This is a genomic window from Streptomyces sp. NPDC050732 (genome assembly GCF_040654255.1).
Taxonomy (GTDB): domain Bacteria; phylum Actinomycetota; class Actinomycetes; order Streptomycetales; family Streptomycetaceae; genus Streptomyces.
The window spans coordinates 375397-398474 of record NZ_JBFAHP010000001.1 but is presented as its reverse complement, the minus strand read 5'-3'; the positions used below and the strand labels follow the sequence as shown (position 1 = coordinate 398474).

The 23078-nt window shown below is 73.6% G+C and carries 18 protein-coding genes; 6 read left to right on the top strand and 12 right to left on the bottom strand.

Features of this window, described 5'->3' with window-relative positions:
* Positions 1-38 precede the first annotated feature (38 nt).
* Both AB0H82_RS01760 and AB0H82_RS01755 read right to left on the bottom strand, forming a co-directional pair.
* Entirely contained in the window at positions 39-779 is a 741-nt protein-coding gene (locus tag AB0H82_RS01760; RefSeq protein WP_362987626.1) for a hypothetical protein, read from the bottom strand.
* Complete coding sequence (locus AB0H82_RS01755; protein WP_362987624.1) at positions 776-1309, bottom strand: sigma-70 family RNA polymerase sigma factor; 534 nt, start codon at positions 1307-1309, stop codon at positions 776-778. The genes AB0H82_RS01760 and AB0H82_RS01755 overlap by 4 nt, the downstream gene beginning before the upstream one ends.
* A gap of 196 nt (positions 1310-1505) precedes the next feature.
* Between AB0H82_RS01755 and AB0H82_RS01750 the strand changes: the two genes are divergently transcribed.
* Positions 1506-2522, top strand: coding sequence for an aspartate-semialdehyde dehydrogenase (locus tag AB0H82_RS01750; protein WP_362987622.1), 1017 nt, complete (start codon positions 1506-1508; stop codon positions 2520-2522).
* 30 nt (positions 2523-2552) lie between these two features.
* Here the strand turns inward: AB0H82_RS01750 and AB0H82_RS01745 are convergent, their stop codons facing one another.
* The gene (locus AB0H82_RS01745) at positions 2553-3788 is read right to left on the bottom strand and encodes an MFS transporter (protein WP_362987620.1); all 1236 of its coding nucleotides are present in this window, start codon (positions 3786-3788) and stop codon (positions 2553-2555) included.
* Between the two features lie 124 nt (positions 3789-3912).
* Here AB0H82_RS01745 and AB0H82_RS01740 point away from each other — a divergent pair, with 124 nt between their 5' ends.
* Positions 3913-4788 (top strand): LysR family transcriptional regulator, encoded by an 876-nt coding sequence (locus tag AB0H82_RS01740; protein ID WP_362987618.1) that lies wholly within the window; start codon positions 3913-3915, stop codon positions 4786-4788.
* A 9-nt stretch (positions 4789-4797) separates the two neighbouring features.
* Here AB0H82_RS01740 and AB0H82_RS01735 read toward each other — a convergent pair whose 3' ends face one another.
* Both AB0H82_RS01735 and AB0H82_RS01730 read right to left on the bottom strand, forming a co-directional pair.
* Complete coding sequence (locus tag AB0H82_RS01735; protein WP_362987616.1) at positions 4798-5373, bottom strand: DUF1203 domain-containing protein; 576 nt, start codon at positions 5371-5373, stop codon at positions 4798-4800.
* 74 nt (positions 5374-5447) lie between these two features.
* Positions 5448-6737, bottom strand: a complete 1290-nt coding sequence (locus AB0H82_RS01730; protein ID WP_362987614.1) for a flavin-dependent oxidoreductase — start codon at positions 6735-6737, stop codon at positions 5448-5450.
* A 255-nt stretch (positions 6738-6992) separates the two neighbouring features.
* On the opposite strand from AB0H82_RS01730, the gene pepN reads away from it, so the two are divergent.
* Positions 6993-9560, top strand: a complete 2568-nt coding sequence (gene pepN, locus AB0H82_RS01725; RefSeq protein WP_362987612.1) for an aminopeptidase N — start codon at positions 6993-6995, stop codon at positions 9558-9560.
* Between the two features lie 316 nt (positions 9561-9876).
* Here pepN and AB0H82_RS01720 read toward each other — a convergent pair whose 3' ends face one another.
* From AB0H82_RS01720 to AB0H82_RS01710, 3 genes are all read right to left on the bottom strand, one after another.
* Entirely contained in the window at positions 9877-10797 is a 921-nt protein-coding gene (locus AB0H82_RS01720) for a LysR family transcriptional regulator (RefSeq protein ID WP_362987610.1), read from the bottom strand.
* Positions 10798-10826: 29 nt separating this feature from the next.
* The gene (locus AB0H82_RS01715) at positions 10827-11690 is read right to left on the bottom strand and encodes a DMT family transporter (protein ID WP_362987735.1); all 864 of its coding nucleotides are present in this window, start codon (positions 11688-11690) and stop codon (positions 10827-10829) included.
* 250 nt (positions 11691-11940) lie between these two features.
* Positions 11941-13428 (bottom strand): FAD-dependent monooxygenase, encoded by a 1488-nt coding sequence (locus AB0H82_RS01710; protein ID WP_362987608.1) that lies wholly within the window; start codon positions 13426-13428, stop codon positions 11941-11943.
* Positions 13429-13555: 127 nt separating this feature from the next.
* Here AB0H82_RS01710 and AB0H82_RS01705 point away from each other — a divergent pair, with 127 nt between their 5' ends.
* Positions 13556-14128, top strand: coding sequence for a TetR family transcriptional regulator (locus AB0H82_RS01705; RefSeq protein ID WP_362987605.1), 573 nt, complete (start codon positions 13556-13558; stop codon positions 14126-14128).
* 98 nt (positions 14129-14226) lie between these two features.
* On the opposite strand, the gene AB0H82_RS01700 is transcribed toward AB0H82_RS01705, so the two are convergent.
* Genes AB0H82_RS01700 through AB0H82_RS01690 form a run of 3 tightly spaced genes read right to left on the bottom strand, consistent with a single transcriptional unit; the run spans position 14227 to position 16903 of the window.
* Complete coding sequence (locus AB0H82_RS01700; protein WP_150167792.1) at positions 14227-14466, bottom strand: hypothetical protein; 240 nt, start codon at positions 14464-14466, stop codon at positions 14227-14229.
* A 20-nt stretch (positions 14467-14486) separates the two neighbouring features.
* The gene (malQ, locus tag AB0H82_RS01695) at positions 14487-16646 is read right to left on the bottom strand and encodes a 4-alpha-glucanotransferase (RefSeq protein ID WP_362987602.1); all 2160 of its coding nucleotides are present in this window, start codon (positions 16644-16646) and stop codon (positions 14487-14489) included.
* The gene (locus AB0H82_RS01690; protein WP_362987600.1) at positions 16646-16903 is read right to left on the bottom strand and encodes a hypothetical protein; all 258 of its coding nucleotides are present in this window, start codon (positions 16901-16903) and stop codon (positions 16646-16648) included. Before AB0H82_RS01690 ends, malQ begins: the two co-directional genes overlap by 1 nt.
* A gap of 355 nt (positions 16904-17258) precedes the next feature.
* Between AB0H82_RS01690 and AB0H82_RS01685 the strand changes: the two genes are divergently transcribed.
* Positions 17259-20285 carry a beta-N-acetylglucosaminidase domain-containing protein gene (locus tag AB0H82_RS01685; protein WP_362987598.1) on the top strand — a complete coding sequence of 1009 codons (3027 nt, stop codon included), beginning with the start codon at positions 17259-17261 and terminating at the stop codon, positions 20283-20285.
* Positions 20286-20330: 45 nt separating this feature from the next.
* Here AB0H82_RS01685 and AB0H82_RS01680 read toward each other — a convergent pair whose 3' ends face one another.
* Positions 20331-20867 carry an HNH endonuclease gene (locus AB0H82_RS01680; RefSeq protein ID WP_150184145.1) on the bottom strand — a complete coding sequence of 179 codons (537 nt, stop codon included), beginning with the start codon at positions 20865-20867 and terminating at the stop codon, positions 20331-20333.
* Positions 20868-21192: 325 nt separating this feature from the next.
* Here AB0H82_RS01680 and AB0H82_RS01675 point away from each other — a divergent pair, with 325 nt between their 5' ends.
* Positions 21193-22275 (top strand): mechanosensitive ion channel family protein, encoded by a 1083-nt coding sequence (locus tag AB0H82_RS01675; protein ID WP_362987596.1) that lies wholly within the window; start codon positions 21193-21195, stop codon positions 22273-22275.
* Positions 22276-23078: the final 803 nt, after the last annotated feature.

Below are 23078 nucleotides of genomic sequence, written 5' to 3'. Positions count from 1 at the left end.
GCCGGACGGGCTCGGTCGTCGAGCCCGCCCGGCGCTTTTCACTGGTCCGCGCACCGGACCTTCGCCGCACCCGGCAGGGCCTTGAGGACCATGCGGCGCAGGCTGTCGCGATCCTTGCCCATGGCCCAGTTGTCGGGGTGGGCCTCCCCCACGGGGATGGTGACCATGACGCGGTCGCCCTTCTTCAGGCGGGGGTCCACGTCGTCGGCCATGGGGAAGGTGATCGTCCCGTCCCCGGACTGCGGTTTGTAGTAGCGGGTCACGTCGAGCGAGACGCGGTGCCGGGCGGCGCCGGGCACCGCGTCGACCGCCGTGACCGTGCCCTCCACGATGACCCGCGAGCACGCCACGAAGCCCTCCGGGGAAAGCTTCCCCTCCCCGTCGTCGCCTCCGCCCTGCCGACTCTTGCCGTCCGGCGCCGCCTCCTGGGCGCTGCCCGCCGCCGCGTCGTTGTCGGCGGCGCCGGGTCCGGCGTCCACCGCGAGCCAGGCGAGCCCGCCGACCATGGCGGCGGCCACCGTGGCGGCCACCGCGCCGAGCGCGACGGTTCCGCGACGGCGGGCCGCGCGCGGCCTCAGCGGAACAACCGGCTCCACAGGCTCGGCGGTGGCCGCGAGCGCCTCGGCCACGTTCCCAAGGCGTTCCTTCAGCAGGGCGACGTCCGCGACGGCCGCCGCGTGCTCGGCGGCGAAGTCGGGGTCGCGCAGGTCCTCCTCGGACACCGGCTCACCCGTGATCGCCGGCATCAGCGCGTCGCGTTCCCTCTCCGGCACCGTCACACCACCTCCCCCTCGTGCAGCCGCGCCCGCAGGAGCCGTACCGCCGTGTGCAGCCTGCTCTTGACCGTGCCCTCCGGGATGCCGAGCTCGTCGGCGATGGCCCGGACCGGCAGGTCGGCGTAGAAACGCAGGACGACGACCTGCCGCTGGGCGTCCGGCAGCTCGCCGAGGCCCTGGGCGACGGCCAGCGAGGTGGCCCGCGCCTCCGCGCCGTCCTCGTCGGTGGCCTCCCGCCACAGCACCGCGAGCCGCTCGCCGAGCCGCTCCTGCCTGCGCCGGGCCCGGTGCCAGTCCATGGCCAGGTTGGAGGCGACGACCGCCGCCCACGCCGACACGTCACGCGGCGCCTCGCGCCCGTCCGCGGCCCGCTCCAGGAGCTTCAGCCGCACCTGCTGCACCCCGTCCGGCAGATCCGCGTGCGGCACCCCGCCGAGCGCGAGCACGGCCCGCACCCGGTCCTCCTGGGCCGCATCCAGCGGGTCCGCTCCCCCGGCCTCCGCCTGCGCGCGGCGCGATTTTCTGCGCAGCAACGTGCCCCTCCCCTCCCCGGTTTCCCCTAGGACGCCCCGGACCTCCGAAACGTTCACGGCGGCGCGCGGCGAATGTGGCGTCCCGCACCTCGGACAATGGATTGGACAAGGCGGCCCTGGACAGACGCATCATGGAGCCACCCCCCACAGACCGGCCGAGGTCACGAGGCCGCACGCACATATGGAGGACATCCCCGTGAAGGTCGGAATCGTCGGAGCCACCGGTCAGGTCGGCAAGGTCATGCGCAAGATCCTCGTCGAGCGGAAGTTTCCGGTGGACGAGCTGCGCCTGTTCGCGTCGGCCCGCAGTGCCGGGACGGTCCTCGATGGCGTGACCGTCGAGGACGCCTCCACGGCCGACTTCACGGGCCTGGACATCGTGCTGTTCTCGGCCGGCGGCGCCACCTCGAAGGCCCTCGCCGAGAAGGTCGCCTCGCAGGGCGCCGTCGTGATCGACAACTCCTCGGCCTGGCGCCGGCACCCCGAGGTCCCCCTCGTCGTCTCCGAGGTGAACCCGCACGCGATCAAGGACCGCCCCAAGGGCATCATCGCCAACCCGAACTGCACGACGATGGCCGCGATGCCGGTCCTCAAGCCGCTGCACGCCGAGGCGGGCCTCGAAGCGCTGGTCGTGGCCACCTACCAGGCGGTGTCCGGCTCCGGTCTCGCCGGGGTGGACGAGCTCTTCGAGCAGGTCAAGAAGGTCGGCGAGGACGCGCCGAAGCTCACCCACGACGGCTCCTCGGTCGAGTTCCCCGAGCCGGACAAGTACGTGGCGCCGATCGCGTACAACGTCCTGCCGATGGCGGGCTCGGTCGTCGACGACGGTCTGAACGAGACGGACGAGGAGCAGAAGCTCCGCCACGAGTCCCGCAAGATCCTGGAGATCCCGGAGCTGAAGGTGTCGGGAACCTGCGTGCGCGTCCCGGTCTTCACCGGCCACTCCCTCCAGGTCAACGCCCGTTTCGCGCGTCCGCTGAGCCCCGCGCGCGCCACCGAGCTCCTTGAGGCCGCCGAGGGCGTCGTCGTCACGGAGGTCCCGACGCCGCTGGTCGCCGCGGGCAAGGACGACTCCTTCGTGGGCCGCATCCGCAACGACGAGACCGTCGAGAACGGCCTGGCGTTCTTCATCTCCGACGACAACCTCCGCAAGGGCGCGGCGCTGAACGCCGTGCAGATCGCGGAGCTGGTCGCGGCGGAGCTCAAGGGCTGAGTTCTCGCAGCCGTACGCCTGTGGGGGCGGTCACCTCTTCCCGGTGGCCGCCCCCTTCGCCGCCCCGGTCCCCTTCGCTGTCCCCGTCCCTTTCGCGCACGCCACCGCCACCAGCGCGAGCCCGGCGAGAGCGCCGCCGAGCCACAGCACGCCACCGGCCCCGCGGCTGTCCGCGACCCGGCCGCCCGCGAAGGCGCCGAGCGCGATCGCCACGTTGAAGACCCCCGCGAAGAGCGCCGACGCCGCCTCGCGGGCGTGCGGGGCGGCGGCCATCACCCAGTTCTGGGCGGAGACCGAGACCCCGCCGTAGGCCAGGCCCCACGCCACGAGCAGCGCCACCGACGCGGCGAGCGAGCCGCCCGCGGGCACCATCAGCAGCACCACGGCGCCGAGCGCGGCGCAGATCGAGAGCAGCGCCCTGCGCGGGTCGCGGGCCGCGACGGCGCCGCCCGCGAAGTTGCCGACGATGCCGGCCATCCCGTAGGCGAGGAGCAGCCCGCTGACCAGGCCCGCGCCGATGCCGGGCACCCGCTCCAGGACGGGGCGGATGTACGTGTACGCGGCGAAGTGGCCGGTGACCAGGAGGATGACGGCGAGGAGCCCGGCCCGCAGCCTGCCGATGCGCAGCAGGCCGGGGAACGCGCCGAGTCCGATGCCCTGGTCGGCGGGGAGCCGGGGCAGGACCGTGGCGAGCAGTCCCGCGACGGCGAGGGCGAGCACGGCGAGGGCCGCGAACCCCCAGCGCCAGCCCGCCAGTTCGCCCAGAAGCGTGCCCGCGGGGACGCCGAGCACGGACGCCACCGCGATGCCGCTGAAGATGACCGCGGTGGCCCGGCCCGCGCCCTCCTCGTCGACGAGCCGCACGCCGAGCCCGGCGGCGATGGCCCACACGCCGCCGATGCAGACGCCGACCAGGACGCGGGCGGCGAGCAGGACGCCGAAGGCGGGCGCGAGCGCGGAGGCCACGTTGGCGGCGGCGAGCAGCGCCATCAGGACGGCGAGGACCGTGCGCCGGTCCGCGCGGCGCACGGCGACGGGCAGCAGCAGGGCGGCGAGCGCCGCGACGAGGCCGGGCAGGGTGACGGCGAGGCCCGCGGTGCCGTCCGAGACGTGCAGGCCGGAGCCGATGGAGGTGAGGAGTCCGACGGGGAGCATCTCCGTGGTGACGACGGAGAAGGTGGCGGCGGCGACCGCGAGGACGGCGGGACCGCCGCGCCGCCGCTCCAAAGCGGCAGGTGCTGTGGGGAGTTGTGTGGTCTGTGACATGGCATCCACCCTGTGGGGGTACCCGCCGGGGAACAACGCGGAAGATCTCATCCTTGTATGAGCCGGGTTCATCGATCAGCGATGATCGACGACCGGGACGATCAAGGAAAAGGGGCCGCGCGCCATGAGCGGGAACGGGCTGGAGATCCGGGAACTGGAGTGTTTCCTGGTGCTTGCCGAAGAGCTGCACTTCGGACGGGCCGGCGAGCGGTTGTACGTCTCGCAGAGCCGCGTCAGCCAACTGCTCGCCGCCCTGGAGCGGCGGATCGGCGCGCGCCTGCTGGAGCGTACGAGCCGACGGGTCGCACTGACCACACTAGGGGAACGCTTCCTTGCCGAACTCCGTCCGTCGTACGACGAGTTGGCATCGGTCGTCGGGCGGGCCAGGGCGGCGGCGCGGGGTGTCGAGGGCACGCTGCGGATCGGCTTCCAGGGGACCGCGGACGACCGCCTGATGCGGGCCATCGCGGCCTTCCAGGAGCGGCACCCGGGCTGTGCCACGGAGATCGTGGAGATCCCCTTCTCCGACCCGTTCGGCGCGGTGCGGGAGAAGGCCGTGGACGCGGCGATCGTGCTGCTGCCGGTCGCCGAGCCCGATCTGGCGCTCGGCCCGGTCTTCTCCAGCGAGCGGCAGACCGTCGCCGTGTCGGTGCGGCACGCCTTCGCCGGGCGGGAGTCGCTCGCGGCGGCGGAGCTGGCGGGGGTGCCGCTGATCGCGGCGACGGCCCCTGCGCCCGCGTACTGGCGCGAGGCGCACGCCCCTTCCGCCGCGCCGGGCCCGGCGGTCCGCACGCTCCAGGAGGGGCTGACGCTGGTCGCGGCGGACCGGGGGGCGATGCTGCTGTGCCGTCCGACGGCGGAGTACCACGGCCGCAAGGACGTGGTCTTCGTGCCGGTGGACGGGCTGCCGGACTCGGTGCTCGGGATGGTGTGGCACCGGGACGGGGAGACGGAGCGGGTACGGGAGTTCGCGCGGGCGGTGGGCGCGGACGGGGCCTGAGAGCCTGTGTCAGGCCGCGGCCGGTCCGGGGCGGCGCACCTCGAAGTGGAAGCAGCCGTACTCCACGGCACGGACGTGCACGAGGGCGACCCGCGGGTCGGCGAAGGCCTCGTCGAACGCGGCGTCGAAGCCCCGCTCCTCATCCTCGGGGTTCTCGGGGATCTCCAGGAGGCGGCCCCCGAGAATGCGCCCCTCGGCGCTGTAGCGACGGACCGTCCGCAGCGCCCCGGCCCGCGAGAACGGATACCCGGCACGCTGTCCCGAAGGCCCCTCGCAGGGGTCGGCGTGGATGAAGACGGGTCCCTGCTCGTCGTAGGCGCCGGGGGTGGCGCCGGTCTCGGCGGCCCAGCGGCGCAGGGGTGCGTACGAGACGAGGGCGATGCGCTCGCCGGGCGCGGCGGGCCGCAGACAGCAGCGGAGCGGACTGCCGCCCTCCGCCTCGACGTACGGGACGCAGGGCCGCCCCGCGTCGTCGGTGTCACGGAGCCGGGCGAGGACTTCGGGGGCGATGGGCAGCGGGGTGTGGGCGGTGGACGCGGGGACGGTGGACGTGGGGGCCGTGGTGCCCGTGTGCGTGGTGGTCATGGGGCGAGCCTCGCGCGTGGCGCGGTGCGGGGCTGGCGGTTTCCGGACGTGGCGCTACGCGTGCCGTTCCCCGCTCACGCGCCGTCCCACCCCACCCCCCACGACCCGCGCCCGTTCAGTTCCGCGACGTCCATGCCCGTCGTTCTGCGGTAGGCCGCGTCCAGTTCGGCCAGTTCCTCCTGGGTCAGGACGTCCTCCACGCGGTGGAAGCCCTCCGGAGCGCGTTCCGCGACGGTCTGGAGGATGCGGTCGGCCGGCATGTCGCGGTTGGCGAGGACGATGGCGTTGACGGTCTCCCGCCGCACCTCCTCGTACGCCCGCAGCCCCGCCTCCCGGTCCGGCGCGGTGTGGGCGAGGCAGCGCGCGAGGACGCGGGCGTCGAGGATCGCCTGGGAGCCGCCGTTCGACCCCACCGGGTACATCGGGTGCGCCGCGTCGCCGAGCAGGGTGACCGGGCCGCGGCCCCACCGGGCCAGCGGGTCGCGGTCGACCATCGGGTACTCCAGGATGTGCCGCGTGGCGGCGAGCAGCGCGGGCACGTCCAGGTCCCCGATGCGCCAGCCGGTGTAGTGCGGCAGGACGTCGGAGAGCCGCCCGGAGCGGTTCCAGTCGGCGGGCCCCGCCATCCCGTGGTGGTGCGTCGGCGGAAACCGCACCTCCGCCACCCAGTTGAGCAGCGTCCTGCCCCGCTCCAGGGCCCGCCGGGAGATCGGGTAGACGACGAGCTTCGCGGTGGCGTTGCTGCCCGCCACCGCGACGGTCCGCCCGCCGAGCACCGGGTGCCACTCGGCGATGCCGCGCCACATCCGGATGCCGTTCCACAGCGGCGGCCCCTCGCCGGGGTGCAGCACGGCCCGTACGGCCGAGTGCAGCCCGTCGGCTCCGACCAGGGCCCGGACCCGCACGCCGTACTCCCTGGCGCGCGCCATGTCCCGCAGGATCACCCGCAGCGCGCCGCCCTCGTGCTCGGCGAGCCGGACGAACGCGGTGCCGGTGCGGACCGCGTGGTCGCCGAGCCGGTCGCGGACCGCGTCGAGGAGGAGCAGCTGGAGGGCGCCGCGGTGGATGGAGTACTGGGGCCAGCGGTAGCCGAGGGCGAGGCCGCGCGGCTCGGCCCAGACGCGGTTGCCGTGCCGGTCGAAGTGGACCATCACGTCGGGCGCTACGGCGGTCGCCGCGAGCTGGTCGCCGAGCCCGAGTTCGGTCAGCTCCCGTACGGCGTGCGGCAGGAGGTTGATGCCCACGCCGGCGGGGCGCAGCTGGTCGGTGGCGTCCACCACGCGGACGTCGATGCCCGCCGCGTGCAGGCTGAGCGCCGCGGTGAGCCCGCCGATGCCCGCGCCCGCCACGAGTACGTCGGTCATGGCCGTCGTGCGGCGCGGCCGGTGCCGACCGGTCTCTCGGTCCCCAGCATCTTCCGTGTCCCCCTGTGGTTCCTGACCGTCCTCGTGGCCGTGGTCTGCGGCCTGCCGGGACCGGTGCGGACGCGCGGAGCGTAGCCGCACCGCAGCGGGAGAACAATGGCCCGGGCGGCCATCCGGAGCGGCATGGAAGGATGGCCGGAAACACCACAAGTCGCACCCACGAAGACGCGACACGTCGTACGAGGAGATGACCGCGTGCCCGGCACCAATCTGACCCGCGAAGAGGCGCAGCAGCGGGCGAAGCTGCTCACCGTTGACTCGTACGAGGTCGATCTCGACCTCTCCGGCGCGCAGGAAGGAGGCACCTACCGGTCCGTGACCACGGTGCGCTTCGACTCCGCGGAGGCGGGGGCCGAGACCTTCATCGACCTGGTGGCCCCCGCGGTCCACGAGGTCGTCCTGAACGGCCACGCGCTGGACGTGGCCGCGGTGTTCCGCGACTCGCGCATCGCGCTGCGGCACCTGCACGCCGGCCCGAACGAGCTGCGGGTCGTCGCCGACTGCGAGTACACCAACACCGGTGAGGGACTGCACCGGTTCGTCGACCCGGTCGACCAACAGGCCTACCTCTACACGCAGTTCGAGGTCCCTGACGCGCGCCGCGTCTTCGCGTCGTTCGAGCAGCCGGACCTGAAGGCCACCTTCCGGTTCACGGTGAAGGCGCCGTCCGGCTGGACGGTGATCTCCAACTCCCCCACGCCCGAGCCGAAGGACGACCTCTGGTCCTTCGAGCCGACGCCGCGCATGTCGACGTACGTCACGGCCCTGATCGCCGGCCCGTACCACTCGGTCCACTCGTCGTACGAGGGCCCGGGCGGCCAGTCCGTGCCGCTCGGCATCTACTGCCGTCCCTCGCTCGCCGAGTTCCTCGACTCGGACGCGATCTTCGAGGTGACGCGGCAGGGCTTCGACTGGTTCCAGGAGAAGTTCGACTACGCGTACCCGTTCGCCAAGTACGACCAGCTCTTCGTGCCGGAGTTCAACGCGGGCGCGATGGAGAACGCGGGCGCGGTGACCATCCGCGACCAGTACGTGTTCCGTTCGAAGGTGACCGACGCGGCGTACGAGGTGCGGGCCGCCACGATCCTGCACGAGCTCGCCCACATGTGGTTCGGCGACCTGGTCACCATGGAGTGGTGGAACGACCTGTGGCTGAACGAGTCGTTCGCCACCTACGCCGAGGCCGCCTGCCAGGCGTACGCGCCGGACTCGAAGTGGCCGCACTCCTGGACGACGTTCGCCAACTCCATGAAGACGTGGGCGTACCGCCAGGACCAGCTGCCGTCCACGCACCCGATCATGGCCGACATCCGCGACCTGGACGACGTCCTCGTCAACTTCGACGGCATCACGTACGCGAAGGGCGCGAGCGTCCTGAAGCAGCTCGTCGCGTATGTCGGCGAGGACGAGTTCTTCCGGGGCGTGCAGGCGTACTTCAAGCGGCACGCGTTCGGCAACACGCGCCTGTCCGACCTGCTCGGCGCGCTGGAGGAGACCAGCGGCCGCGACCTGAAGACCTGGTCGAAGAAATGGCTGGAGACGGCGGGCATCAACATCCTGCGTCCGGTCGTGGACGTCGACACCTCCGGGGTCATCACGTCCTTCGCCGTCAAGCAGGAGGCACCGGCGCTCCCCGAGGGCGCCAAGGGTGAGCCCACGCTCCGTCCGCACCGGATCGCGATCGGCTTCTACGACCTGGACGACACGTCCGGCAAGCTGGTCCGCACGGACCGCGTGGAGCTGGACGTCGACGGCGAACTGACCGCCGTGGACGCGCTGGTCGGCAAGCGCCGCCCGGCGGTCATCCTCCTCAACGACGACGACCTGTCGTACGCGAAGGTCCGCCTGGACGCGGAGTCCCTCGCCTTCGTCACGGACCACATCGGCGACTTCGAGGCGTCGCTGCCGCGGGCGCTGTGCTGGGCGTCGGCGTGGGACACCACGCGGGACGCGGAGCTCCCGACGCACGCGTACCTCTCCCTGGTCCTCTCCGGCATCGGCAAGGAGTCCGACATCGGCGTCGTGCAGTCGCTGCACCGCCAGGTGAAGCTGGCCCTCGACCTGTACGCGGCCCCGGCGCGCAGGGACGCGGCGCTGGCCCGCTGGACCGAGGCGGCGCTGGAGCACCTGCGGGCGGCCGAGCCCGGCAGCGACCACCAGCTGGCGTGGGCCCGCGCCTTCGCCGCGACGGCCCGCACGGAAGCGGACCTGTCCCTCCTTGAGCGCCTGCTCGACGGCTCGGAGTCGATCGAAGGACTGGCCGTGGACACCGAGCTGCGCTGGGCGTTCGTGGCGCGGCTCGCGGCGACCGGGCGGCTCGACGAGGCGGGCATCGCGGCGGAGCTGGAGCGGGACAGGACGGCGGCGGGCGAGCGGCACGCCGCCGCGGCGCGGGCGGCGCTGCCGACCGCGGAGGCGAAGGCGGCGGCGTGGGCCTCCGTCGTCGAGTCCGACTCCCTCCCCAACGCCCTCCAGGAGGCGGTGATCAGCGGCTTCGTCCAGACCGACCAGCGCGAGCTGCTCGCTCCCTACACGGAGAAGTTCTTCGCCACGGTCAAGGACGCGTGGGACTCCCGCTCCCACGAGATGGCCCAGCAGATCGCCATCGGGCTCTACCCGTCGCTCCAGGTGTCCCAGGCCACGCTGGACGCGACGGACGCGTGGCTGTCCGCCGCGGAGCCGTCGGCGGCGCTGCGCCGCCTCGTCACGGAGTCCCGAGCAGGCGTGGAACGCGCCCTGCACGCCCGCGCGGCAGACGCCTGACCTCCACCCCCGCAGGGGCCCGCTCCATCCGGGCGTTCCCCTGCGGGCCGCACGTGGTTGCTCGCGCCGTTCCCCGCGCCCCTGAACTGCCTACCGGCAGCCAAGGGGCGGGTGGGGGCCAACTCAGGGGCGCGGGGAACGGCGCGACCAGCCACAAACAACCCGCACCCGAAAGACGGCGAGACCCCCCCCCCAGGGGCGCGGGGAACTGCGCGACCAGCCACCCACAACCCGCAGACAGAGAACGGCCGAGGCGGGCGTCCAGGGGCGCGGGGAACTGCGCGAACGGCTGCACGCGGGCCGCAGGGGAGTGGGGTCAGGCGGGGGCCGAGCCCCGGGGCGGGACCGCCGACCGCAGGGCGGCGAGGACGCGGGCCACCGCCGCACCCCCCGCCGCCCCCCGCCGCACCGCAGCGACCACATGCCGAGTCGGATGATCCGCAGAGAGCGCGCGCATGGCCACACCAGCGCGACTCACCGCAGCCATGCGCGGCACGAGAGCCACCCCCATCCCCGCCTCCACCATCGCCAGGATCGCCGTCCACCCGGACGCCGAGTGCGCCTGCTCCGGAGTGAAGCCCGCGCCCTCGCACGCGGCCCGGGTGATCTCGGACCAGGGCCCGCTGCCGCCGAAGATCCACGGTTCGGCGGCCAGGTCGGCCAGGCGCAGCCCCTCCGCCGACGCCAGGCGGTGGTCGCCGGGCAGCGCCACGTCCAGCGGGTCGGCGAGCAGTGACTCCCGCGTGAACCGCGTGTCCGCGTCGGTACCGGCGGGCGCCTGGACGGCCAGGGACAGGGCGATGTCGACCTCGCCGGCCGCGAGGAGTTCGTACGCCTGGGCCGCCTCGGTCTCCCGCACCCGTACGGAGATGCCGGGCGCCGCCTCCCGCAGCGCCCGCACCGCGGGCACGACCAGCGCGGGCACGGCCGTCGAGAACGCGCCGACCCGCACCTCCCCCGCCTCCCCCTGCGCATACGCCGTCAACTCCGCGTCCGCGCGCTCCAGTTGGGCGAACACCGCTTCCGCGTGCCGCAGCACGAGATGCGCGGCGTCGGTGAGGCGGACCCGCCGCCCGTGTGCTTCCAGGAGCGGTACGCCCAGCTGCTTGGCGAGGTTGGACAGTTGCTGCGAGACGGCCGACGGCGTCATCCGCAGCGTCCGCGCCGTCGCCGTGACGGTGCCCCGCTCACTCAGCGTGCGCAGGATCTGCAGCTTCTTGATGTCCCACTCGCTCATGAGCCCAACGTAGCGACTGGTCAGGAGCATCACTTCGTGCGGGCCGCACCGAGCACGACCCCGCCCAGGATCAGCCCCATGCACAGCACCTGCAGCCACCCCATCGCCTCGCCGAGGACCGCGAAGGAGAGCAGGGCGACGCAGACCGGCTGGAGGTAGTAGACGACCCCCGCGCGGGCGGCGCCGATGATCGAGATCGCCTTGTTCCAGGCGAAGAAGGCGACCGCCGACGACACCACGCCGACGTAGAGGAGCGGGGAGACCGTGCCGAGGGTGGGCCGGAAGCCGCCCTGGACCGCGTAGCTGACCAGGAACACCGGCAGCAGCATCAGCGCGCCGAGCACGAACGTCGAGAAGAGGAAGGGGAGTCCGCCGATGCCGGCCGGCTTGCGCTTGAGCAGCGCGCTGTACGAGCCGAAGGAGAGCGCGGCCGCGATGATCCAGAGGTCGCCGACCGCGAAGTCCATGGTGAGCGAGCCCTTGCCGACCAGGAGCAGCACCCCGGCGCAGGCGACGAGCATGCCGATGACGCGGCGCGCGCCGAGCCGGGTGCCGCCGAGGCGTTCGTAGAGGGCCATCAGGACGGGCGACGCGGCCATGATCATGCCCATGTTGCCCGCGGTGGTCGTCATGCCCGCCTGGTTCACGAGGGTGTTGTAGACGGTGACGCCCAACAGGGAGGCGAGGAGCAGAAACTTGAAGTGTTCGCGGAGCGCCTTCCGCTGGCGCCAGGTCCGGCGTGCCGCGAACGGCGCGACCGCCGCGACGGCGATGACCCAGCGCCAGAACGCGTGCTGAACGGGCGGCACGCTGTCGTGCAGGGCGCGGGAGGTGACGAAGCTGCCCGACCAGACGACCGTGGCGAGGGCCGCGAGGGCGAGGCCGACGCCGATGGGGCGCGCGGCCGCCTTCGTGGCGGCCGACGCGGCAGTGTGAGCGGAGGTCCGGTCCAGGACGGCCACGGGGTATCCCTTGCCTCTCTCCCCGCGGAGGCGGGGGTGTGGGGTGTCTCGCCTTGTCTCGCCGTGTCTCGGTGAGGTGCGGGAACACCGTGCCACCCCCGAACCCATCAGGTCCATCGAATCTTTTCGCCGGTTCTTTGAAGGAGAACCGAATGGTGCGAATGGTGATGGGTGCGGTGGGCTACGCCGCGCCCCACGCCTCCAGCGCCGCCGCCACTTCCCCCGCCCCCGCGTCGTCCGCCGCCCACGCCACGTATCCGTCGGGGCGGACCAGGACCGTCGTGCGACGGCCGCTCGACCAGTGGGCGGACACGGCACGACCCGTCCCCCACCTCTCCTCGCCCTCCGGCGCGATGAGCACGAACTCGCCCGCGCGCAGGGCCTCGTAGAGCCGCCCCTCCTTGAGCGCGACGTCCGGTGCCCGCCGCCCGACGAGCCGGTGGGCGCCCTTCGGGGACCGGTACGCGATCCCGACGCCGGTGACCCGGCCCGCCGCCCCGGCCCGCACCGCGGGCACGCGGTTGACGAAGGCGGCGAGCGCGGCGCGGGCCGCGCGCGTCCACGGGTGCTTGGCCATCGCGATCCTGACGAGCCCGCCACTGCTGCGCAGCGCCGCCCTTCCGACCGGGTACCGCTCGGATTCGTAGGTGTCCAGAAGGCTGTCCAAGAGCTCGTGCGGGGCGCGGCCGTGGACCGCGGCGGCCAGTTTCCAGCTCAGGTTCGCGGCGTCCTGGAGTCCGGTGTTCATGCCCTGGCCGCCGGCCGGTGAGTGGACGTGCGCGGCGTCCCCGGCGAGGAAGACGCGGCCCACGCGGTAGGCGGGCGCCTGCCGTTCGTCGCTGTGGAAGCGGGACATCCAGCGGGCGTCGTGCATTCCGAAGTCGCTCCCGAGCGCCTGGCGGACGATGCCCTTGACCTCGTCGAGGCCGAGCGGCGCGCTGTCGGGGACGTCGCGCGAGCGGTCCCAGCCGATGACGCGGTGGTAGCCGTCGGCGAAGGGTGCGATGAAGGCGAAGGCGTCGCCGACGGCGTTGACGGCGATCAGCGTCTCCGGGGGCTCCGCGAGCCTGACGTCGGCGAGGACGAGCGAGCGGATGACGGACCTGCCGGGGAAGGGCAGTCCGACCGCCTCGCGCACGGCGCTGCGCAGGCCGTCGGTGCCGACGGCGTAGGCGGCGCGCAGGGTGCCCGGCTCGTCGCCGGGGCCGCGGACCCGGAGCGTCACGCCGTCCGCGTCCTGGGTGAGTCCGGCCACCTCGGTCTCGTACGCGAAGCGCACCCCGGCGTCGACCGCGCGCCGCTCCAGGACGCGCTCGACCTCATACTGCGGGAGGACGAGAAGGTGCCGGAAGCGGGACGGCAACCGCGAGAGGTCGAGCGAGAGACGGTCGAAGAGGCGGAGCCTGTCGAGCGGCTCCCCCTCGGCCTCCAGCTCGTCGGCGAGGCCCCGCGCGTCCAGCTGCTCCAGGGTGCGGGCGTGCAGGACCATCGCGCGGGAGAGGTTGCTGATGCCGGGCGCCCGCTTCTCCACGAGGGTGACGGGGACACCCGCGGCGGCGAGGTCCCCGGCGAGCAGCAGCCCGGTGGGGCCGGCCCCGACCACCACGACGGTGCCGGGTCCGTCGGTGGGATGCGCGTTCTTCTTCGTGCCGCCGGTCGTGCCGTCCATGGCCGCCTCCTGATGCCAACACGGATGGGTCAACGCTTGTTGGTCAACGCTTGTTGGCCAACGTACGACCGCGCCCACGGACTGTCAACGCTTGTTGGCCTACGTTTGTTGGCCTACGTTTGCCGGCATGACGGAAACGACCCCGGCGGCCCGCCGCTCCGACACCACCCGTGCCGGCATCCTCGCCGCGGCCCGCGAGCGCTTCGCCGCGGACGGGTACGAGCGTGCGACGATCCGCGCCATCGCCAAGGACGCCCGCATCGACCCGTCGATGGTGATGCGCTACTACGGCAACAAGGAGGGCCTCTTCGCCGCCGCCACCTCGGTCGACCTGCGGCTGCCTGACTTCGCGGAGGTGCCCGCGGCGGATGTGGGGCGGGTCCTGGTGAGGCACTTCCTCAGCGTCTGGGAGGGCGACGAGGTGCTCACCGCACTGCTCCGGGTGGGCATCACCAATGAGGCGGGCGCGGAGCGCATGCGGGCGGTCTTCGCGGAGCAGCTGCTGCCGGTCGCGCGCGAGGTCTGCCCCGACCCGGCCGAGGCGCCGACGCGGGCGGCGCTCTGTGCCGCGCAGGTGCTGGGGCTCGCCCTGACGCGGTACGTCCTGCGGTTCCCGCCGTCGGCGGCGCTGACGCGGGAGGAGCTCACGGACTGGCTGGCGCCGACGCTCCAGCGCTATCTGACGGCCGAACGGCCATGACCGGGAACCACGGAAAGCACGCCGAGGGCGCCCTCCGGCGACGTACTACGGACGTCGTCGGAGGGCGCCCTCGGCGCGAAAAGCCAGGGAGCTGCGGGTCAGCCCTGCTTCTGCTGCTTGCGGGACTTGTCGCCGACCATCACGAGGCCCGCGATCACCAGGAACAGCACGATGGGCGCGGCGACATACAGGCCGAGCGTGTCGATGACGCTCAGGCCGGGGCCCGGGTCGTCACCGTCGTCACGCACGGCCGCGAGGGCAGGGGACGACATGAGCAGCATCATCAGCGTCGTGCCGGAGGCCAGGGCGCCGGCGCGCAGTGCGTTCTTCTTGTCCACGGTGCCAACGTAGCGAACTCCTAAACGGGGTGCGCGCCCGGGGGTGCCGTACGAGCACTCGCGCCCTCCGCGCCCCCTCGGCGCTCCCCTTCGCGGAACACCGCCATGAGGGCGTGCAGACGCGGTGAGGCGGCGAGTTCCTCCAGGGTGACGGGGTGTCCGGTGGCGTCGGCCACGGGCAGGCGCCAGTTGGGGTACTGGTCCCAGGTGCCGGGGAGGTTCTGCGGCCTGCGGTCGCCGACCGCGTCCGGGAGCCAGACGCCGATCATGCGGGCCGGGGTGGCCAGGAGGAAGCGGTGCACGGCGCGGATCTCGTCCTCCTCGCAGCCGATCCCGCCGGGCAGCATGCCGAGCCGGCAGAGCAGTCCGAGCCATTCGCGCACGTCCGCGGCGGCCTCGGCCCGCTCCTGCGCCAGCGGCCTGGTCAGCAGGCCCAGGTCGTGGCGGAGCCGGACGTGCTCGCCGGTGAGGCGGGCGGCGGTCGGGGGCAGGTCGTGCGTGGTGGCGGTGGCCACGCAGTCGGCGCGCCAGGCGTCGGCGGGCAGCGGGCGGCCCGTGCCCTCCCAGTCCCGCTCGAACCAGAGCACGGAGGTGCCGAGCACGCCGTGCTCGCGCAGGGTCTCGCGGACGCCCGGCTCGACCGTGCCGAGGTCCTCACCGATGACGAGGGCGTCCGCGCGGTGCGCCTCCAGGGCGAGGACGGCGAGCATCGCCTCGGCGTCGTACCGCACGTACGTCCCCTCGGTGGGCTCGCGGCCCTCCGGGACCCACCAGAGGCGGAACAGGCCCATGACGTGGTCGATGCGGAGCGCGCCCGCGTTCCGGAGCAGGCCGCGCAGGAGGGCGCGGTAGGGCGCGTAGCCGGACTCGGCGAGGCGGTCGGGGCGCCAGGGCGGCAGGCCCCAGTCCTGGCCGCGCGCGTTGAAGGCGTCCGGCGGGGCGCCGACCGACATGCGCGGGGCGAAGTGCCGCTGCTGCGCCCAGGCGTCGGCGCCGCCCGGATGCACGCCGACCGCGAGGTCGTGCACGAGGCCGATGTCCATGCCCGCCTCGCGGGCGGCGCGCTGGGCGGCGGCCAGCTGGGTGTCGGTGAGCCACGCGAGGCGGCTGTGGAAGTCGACGCGGTCCATCGCCTCGCGGCGGGCGCGGGCCGTGCCGGGCGAGTCCGGGTCGCGCAGGTCGGCGGGCCAGGAGTGCCAGTCGGGGCCGTGGATCTCGGCGAGGGCCGACCAGGTGGCGTGGTCCTCCAGGGCGGGGCCCTGCTCGGCGAGGAAGGCGTTGTACTCGGCGCGGCGGCCGGGGCCGAGGGGGACGGCGTGGAGCAGTTCGAGCGCTTCGCGCTTGAGGGCCCAGACCGCGTCACGGTCGATCAACTCGCCCTGCTCCAGCACCCCTTCGCGCAGCCGCGCCGCCCGCCGGCACAGCTCTTCGGCCCGCTCGCGCGCCGCGCCCCGCAGATACGCGAACTCCGGGACCGCCTCGACGCGCAGGTGCACGGGGTCGGGAAAGCGGCGCGAGGAGGGCCGGTACGGGGAGGGATCGCTTCCCGGCCCCTCCGGAGCACCGGGCACCGCCGCGTGCAGCGGGTTGACCTGGACGAAGCCCGCGCCCAGGACGCGGCCGGACCACGCGGCGAGATCGGCGAGGTCACTCAGGTCCCCCATGCCCCAGGAGTGCCGGGACAGCAGGGAGTAGAGCTGGACCAGCAGGCCGTGCGCGCGCCGCTCCGGGGTCCTGATCCGGCGGGGCGCGGCGATGAGGTGGGCCTCGGCGTCGCTCCGGCCGGGACACCGCACACGGAGCCGGTGGACCCCGGGCGGCAGCGACTCGGGCGGCCGCGCCGCGCCGCCGGGCCCACCCGGGCCGCCCGGCACGGTCCACTCGGCCGTTCCGCCCTCCTCAAGGTCCACCCGCACCCGTGACCCCGCGGGCAGTTCCGCGAGGGGCGGGGGCAAGGGGGCGTCCGTCCAGAGCACCACGGTCGGCGGGAGCAGGCGCGCGGACAGCTCCGTCTCGCGGGCGGCCAGCGCGGCCCCGGCGGCTTCCGGAGTACTTGCGTCCACACCCAGGGCGGCCAGGGCGGCGATCACCGCGGCGTCGGAGGCCGGGACGGTACGCCCCGGGGACGGAGAGTAGGAGGTGGCCACGCCGTACGAAGCGGCCAGCCGGGAAAGGGGCATCAGACCGCCATGGTGTCCAGGCCCGAGGCCATACCGGTGGAGGTGGGCTCGCTGGTCAGCGGCGCGGCGTCGGCGAGGGGCGGCTCGCTGGTCAGCGGGGCGGCGTCGGCGAGCGGGGGCTCGCTGGTGAGGGGCGGCTCGCCGCAGCCGCAGGAGAAGGAGCCGTCGAGGCCCGAGTCGGGGTGGGAGACCTGTTTGTCGGAGTGGGGGACCTGTTTGGAGAGCGCGGACAGCAGAAGATTGGCGGAAGCGGCCACGTGGGAGCTCCTTTTCAGGGGGCAGGTCTCGGCAGCCCTACCCAGTGCGCGGACTCGCAGACGTATACGGTGCCACAACGTGACCCTGGTCACACTCACTTCCTCGTACGGAAGTTGTGTCCCGCAGCCCGTCCCGCCCCGGAAGAACAGGCTCCGGCCCCTCCGCTTCCGGGAAGACGTCCGGCATCGGCGCCCTCTAGTCCCCCGTTCCGGAAATTCGGGCAGGTTCCGCGAAGAATCCCCCGCCCGGTACCGCTTCCCGTTGACACCTCCGGCGCCTCAGTGGTGGGCTCACTGCCACATGTGACGCAAGGGACCGCAAGGACCCCGAGGGACGAGGACAGGGGCGAGGGCCGTGCAGGTGCGGCGCAGGAAGGGCGCGGCCGCCATCGCGGTCGCCGTGATCGCGGGCACGCTCGGCGGCGCGCACGGCGCCCTCGCGGCCCCGGGAGCGCCCGGCCGGCCCGGCGTCCCCGCCACGTCCCCCGACGGCGGCGGCAAGGACGGCCGCGAGGCCGCCGCATCCGGCCTGCCGTCCGTCTGGCCGCGCCCCCAGTCGATGACCGCGGCCGGCAGCGCCGTCACCGTCGGCGACGACGTCGTGCTCGTCACCGCCGGCGGCGGGACACCCCGGAGCGAGCCGGACGGCGCCGATTCCGACCCGTACGCCCTGGAAGCCCTCCGCGCCCTCCTGCGCGACGCGGGCGCCCGCCGGATCACCGAGGTGCGGGACGGCGGGCCGCTGCCCGCGGGCGGCACCCTGGTCGTCCGCGCCGGCGGGTCCGGCGCCGAAGAGGCGCTGCGCTCCCTCGGCGCCCGCGAGCGCGGCGACCTGCCGGCGGGCGGCTACCGTCTTGCCGTCGGCCGGGTCGGCGGACGCGACACCGTCGCCGTCGCGGGAGCCGGCGCGGACGGCCTCTTCCACGGCGTACAGACCCTGCGGCAGATCGTCGGCGGCGCGCACGGCACCCGCCTCGTCCCCGGCGTACGGATCAGGGACTGGCCCGGCACCGCCGTGCGCGGCATGACCGAGGGCTTCTACGGCACCCCGTGGACCCGCGAGCAGCGGCTCGCCCAGCTCGACTTCATGGGCCGCACCAAGCAGAACCGGTACCTCTACGCCCCCGGTGACGACCTCTACCGCCAGGCGCGCTGGCGCGAGCCCTACCCGGCGGACCAGCGGGCCGACTTCCGCGCGCTGGCCCGGCGCGCCAGCGCCAACCACGTCACGCTCGCCTGGGCCGTCTCGCCCGGCCAGGCCATGTGCCTGTCGTCCGAGCGGGACGTCAAGGACCTCACCCGCAAGATCGACGCCATGTGGGCGCTCGGGGTGCGCGCCTTCCAGCTGCAGTTCCAGAACGTCAGCTACAGCGAGTGGCACTGCGAGCGGGACGCCGAGACCTTCGGGTCGGGACCGGAGGCCGCCGCGAAGGCGCAGGCACGGGTCGCCAACGCGGTCGCCGCGCACCTGGCCGCCCGCCACCCGGGCGCGAACCCGCTCTCCCTGATGCCCACCGAGTACTTCCAGAAGGGGACGACCGAGTACCGCGCGGCCCTCTCCCGCGCGCTGGACCCCCGCGTCGAGGTGGCCTGGACCGGCGTCGGCGTGGTCCCGAGGACCATCACCGGGCGCGAACTGGCGGGCGCCCGCGAGGCGTTCGGCGCGCACCCGCTGGTCACGATGGACAACTACCCCGTCAACGACTTCGCGCAGGACCGCATCTTCCTCGGCCCCTACACCGGCCGCCAGCCCGCCGTCGCCACCGGCTCGGCCGCCCTCCTCAGCAACGCCATGGAGCAGCCCTCCGCCTCCCGCATCCCCCTCTTCACGGCCGCCGACTACGCCTGGAACCCGCGCGCCTACCGCCCCCACGAGTCCTGGCTCGCCGCCATCGACGACCTCGCGGGCGGCGACCCGAAGGCGCGGGGCGCGCTGCGGGCCCTCGCGGGCAACGACGCCTCGTCCGTCCTCGGCGCCGAGGAATCGGCGTACCTGCGGCCGCTCATGAGCGAGGTGTGGCGCGCCCGCACGACGACCGACAGGGCGCGGTACGACCGTGCCGCCAAGCGCCTGCGCGCCGCTTTCACCGTGATGCGGGAGGCGCCCGAGCGCCTCGCCGACAGCCCGCTCGACGGCGAGGTGCGCCCCTGGATCGAGCAGTTGGCGCGTTACGGCGAGGCGGGCGAGACGGCGGTCGACCTCCTGACCGCCCAGTCCGCCGGCGACGGCGCGGCGGCCTGGCACGGCTCGCGCGCCCTCGCGAAGCTCCGGAAGGAGCTCGGGCGCAGCGGCGTCACCGTCGGCGAAGGCGTCCTGGACCCGTTCCTCGCACGCGCGCAGAAGGCGTACGCGGCGTGGGCGGGGACCGAAGGGAAGCGGGCCTCGGACGGCGCGCCGGCCCAATTCGGCCGGAACCGCACGCTCGCCGCCGTGACGGCGCTGACCGACCCCGGCACGCGGGGCACCGTCGAGGCGCACGTCCCTGGCAAGGGCTGGCAGCGGATCGGCGCCCTGTCGGAGAAGGGCTTCACCGAGCTCGGCCTCACGAAGGGCGGGGGCGGCGGAACCGGCGCGGGCGAGGGCGGCGGAACCGGCGCGGGCGTGCGCGCCGACGCGGTCCGGGCCGTGGTCGCCGACGGCACCGTCCGCCACCTCGTCCCCTGGTTCGCCGACACCCCCGCCGCCCGCCTGTCGCTGTCCCGTGCCGAGGCCGACGCGGAGATCGGCGGCGGCCCGCTGCGGATCTCCGCGAAGCTGCTCCCGCTGCGCCCCGGCGACGTCAGCGGACGGCTCCGGGCGAAGGCGCCGAACGGCATCGAGGTGCGGGCCCCGGAAAGATCCACCCTGCCGCGCGGTACGGAGGTCGCCGTGCCGGTCGCCATCACGGTCCCGGCGGGCACGCGCGCGGGGACGTACGAGATTCCGCTCACCTTCGGCGACGAGACCCGTACGGTCACGGTCCGCGCCTTCCCCCGCACCGCGGGGCCCGACCTGGCGCGCGGCGCGAAGGCGTCGTCGTCGGGCGACGAGACGAAGGACTTCCCCGCGTCGGGTGCCGTCGACGGCGATCCGGGGACCCGCTGGTCGTCGCCGGCCGAGGACGGCGCGTGGTGGCAGGTGGAGCTCGCGGAGCCGGTCAGGCTCGGCCAGGTGGTGCTGCGCTGGCAGGACGCGTACGCGGCGGGTTACCGCGTGCAGACGTCCGCCGACGGCCGGACCTGGCGCACGGCGGCCACCGTGCGGGACGGCAGGGGCGGCCGCGAGGCGGTCCGCATGGACGCGCGTGACACCCGTTACATCCGCGTGCAGGGCGACGAGCGGGCCACGCGTTTCGGCTACTCGCTGTGGTCCGTGGAGGCGTACGCGGTCGCCGAGGACTGACGACGACCGCGTACGCCTCCGGAAACACAACGAAGGCCCGGATCGCTAGGCGGAAATGCCGTCGATCCGAGCCATCGCGTCGTCCGCGCCGAACGGCTGCAAGTACGGCAGCCAGCGCGGATCCCTATGCCCGGTCCCGATGATGCGCCATGCGAGACCCGACGGCGGCGCGGGTTTGTGCCGCAGCCGCCAGCCGAGTTCCATGAGGTGCCGGTCGGCCTTGACGTGGTTGCAGCGGCGGCAGGAAGCCACCACGTTGTCCCAGGCGTGCTGGCCGCCTCGGCTCTTGGGAATGACGTGGTCGACGCTGGTTGCGACGCCACCGCAGTACATGCACCGGCCGCCGTCGCGGGCGAAGAGCGCCCGCCTGGTCAGTGGAACGGGCCCCCTGTAAGGGACCCGGACGAACCGCTTGAGGCGGACCACGCTGGGTGCGGGGACGGTGCGCGTTGCGCTGTGCATGAAGGCGCCGGATTCCTCGAGGCAGAGAGCCTTGTTCTCCAGTACGAGGACGAGCGCGCGGCGGAGCGGTACGACGCCGAGGGGCTCGTACGACGCGTTGAGGACCAGGACATGCGGCACGGATGCCTCCTTGTACGCCGGCGGCGCGTGGCTCGCGCCGGGACGATCTGCAAGCCAGTCTCCCCTCATGCCTGGTCGTAGCGCCAGCATGTGCTCGTAACGGCCTTGAAGTGTTTTCGACCACAGCGGACGTGACCGCCGTCTCTGCCTTCTCCCCCCTGGTTCTTCCCGAGTGAGCACCGTCTCTCCCTCGAACATGACAACGATCCACACACGATGCCCCGTTAGTGTGGTGAGTCTGCCCGGCTCCCCCCACTCCGCCGGTTCCGCTTCGATGGCGGTTCTCCGTTCGCCGGGCAGGCCGCGATACCTGGAGGTACCTGCCGTGTTCTTGTCCGTCCTGTCGGCAGCCGGAACGGACCCGGACGACACGCCACAGACCAAGCCGCCCACGCTTGAGGACGCCCAGGAGAGCGCCACGAATGCGGCCAGCTGGGTCGAGCAGAACTGGTCCACGTGGCTCGGTATCGGTCTGCGCATCGTGCTCATCGTCACGATCGCCGTCGTCCTGCGCGTCCTGGTGCGCCGCGCCATCACCAAGCTGATAGACCGCATGAACCGCACGGCGCAGGCCGTGGACGGCACGGCGCTCGGCGGGCTCCTGGTGAACGTGGAGCGCCGCCGCCAGCGCTCGCAGGCGATCGGCTCGGTCCTGCGCTCGGTCGCCTCGTTCCTGATCCTCGGCACGGCCGGGCTGATGGTCCTCAGCGCGTTCAAGATCAATCTGGCCCCGCTGCTGGCCTCCGCGGGTGTGGCGGGCGTCGCGATCGGTTTCGGCGCGCGCAACCTCGTGACGGACTTCCTCTCCGGCGTCTTCATGATCCTTGAGGACCAGTACGGCGTGGGCGACTCGATCGACGCGGGTGTCGCCTCCGGCGAGGTCGTGGAGGTCGGCCTGCGCGTCACGAAGCTGCGCGGCGACAACGGCGAGATCTGGTACGTCCGCAACGGCGAGGTCAAGCGCATCGGCAACCTCTCCCAGGGCTGGTCCACGGCGGGCGTCGACGTGACGGTCCGCCCGGACGAGGACCTGGACAAGGTGAAGGCGACGCTGGCGGAGGTCGGCGAGACCATGGCCAAGGACGAGCCGTGGAACGAGAAGCTGTGGGGTCCCGTGGAGATCCTCGGCCTGGACAGCGTCCTCCTCGACTCGATGGTGATCCGTGTCTCGGCGAAGACGATGCCGGGGCAGGCACTGGGGGTGGAGCGGGAGCTGCGCTGGCGCATCAAGCGGGCGTTCGACGAGGCGGGCATCCGCATCGTGGGCGGCCTGCCCCTGACGCCCCCGGAGGACCCCTCCGACCCCTCCGCCTCCATGGCACCCCCCTCCGCCTACGCCTCCGCCACGTCCCCCCAGTCCCTGGCGGCCTCCCCGATACCCCCGCCTCCGCCGAATCTGTCGAAGTAGGACGAGCGCGACTTTGGTGGGCCTGTGCCTTTTCCGGTCACCGGGGCCGCCCGGTTTTTTGCGGAGTGTGGCGGCTCCGGGCCGCCAGTAAAGGGCGCTCCTGCGTCGCGTCGGCTCCGCCGATTCCGCTCCGCTCCACCCTTGACTGCCGTCCCTCCACCGCACGTTGACTATGACCCGGACGGCCAGGGGTGGGGCCGACGGGATCGCTGGGATGGGTCATCGGCTTTCGCTGCCGGGTGCGGACCGGTCCAACGTGCGTCGCTGTCACGGTCGAGGCTCGGTCAGGACCGGCCACGCCGCTCGGGTCATCGGCTCTCGCTGCCGGGTGCGGACCGGCCCAACGTGTGTCGCTGTCATGGTCGCTGCTCGGCCTCCCGCGCGGCCTCGCTGGCCGGGTCATCAGCTCTCGCTGCCGGGTGCGGGCCGGCCCATCGTGTGTCGCTGTCACGGTCGAGGCTCGGTCAGGCCCGGCCACGCCGCTCGGGCCATCGGCTCTCGCTGCCGGGTGCGGACCGGCCCATCGTGTGTCGCTGTCACGGTCGAGGCTCGGTCAGGCCCGGCCACGCCGCTCGGGCCATCGGCTCTCGCTGCCGGGTGCGGACCGGCTCATCGTGGGCCGACGTCACGGTCACAGCTCGGCCACCCACGCGGCCCGGCTGGCCGGGCCATCCCCCTTCATCGCCGGGCGCGGACCGGACCATCGTGGACAGCCGCCACCGTCGAAGTGCCGGGCAGACCGAGGGCACCCGCCACCGGGCACCTACTTCCAACAAGTTGCGAATGGACAGACCGCGCGCCCC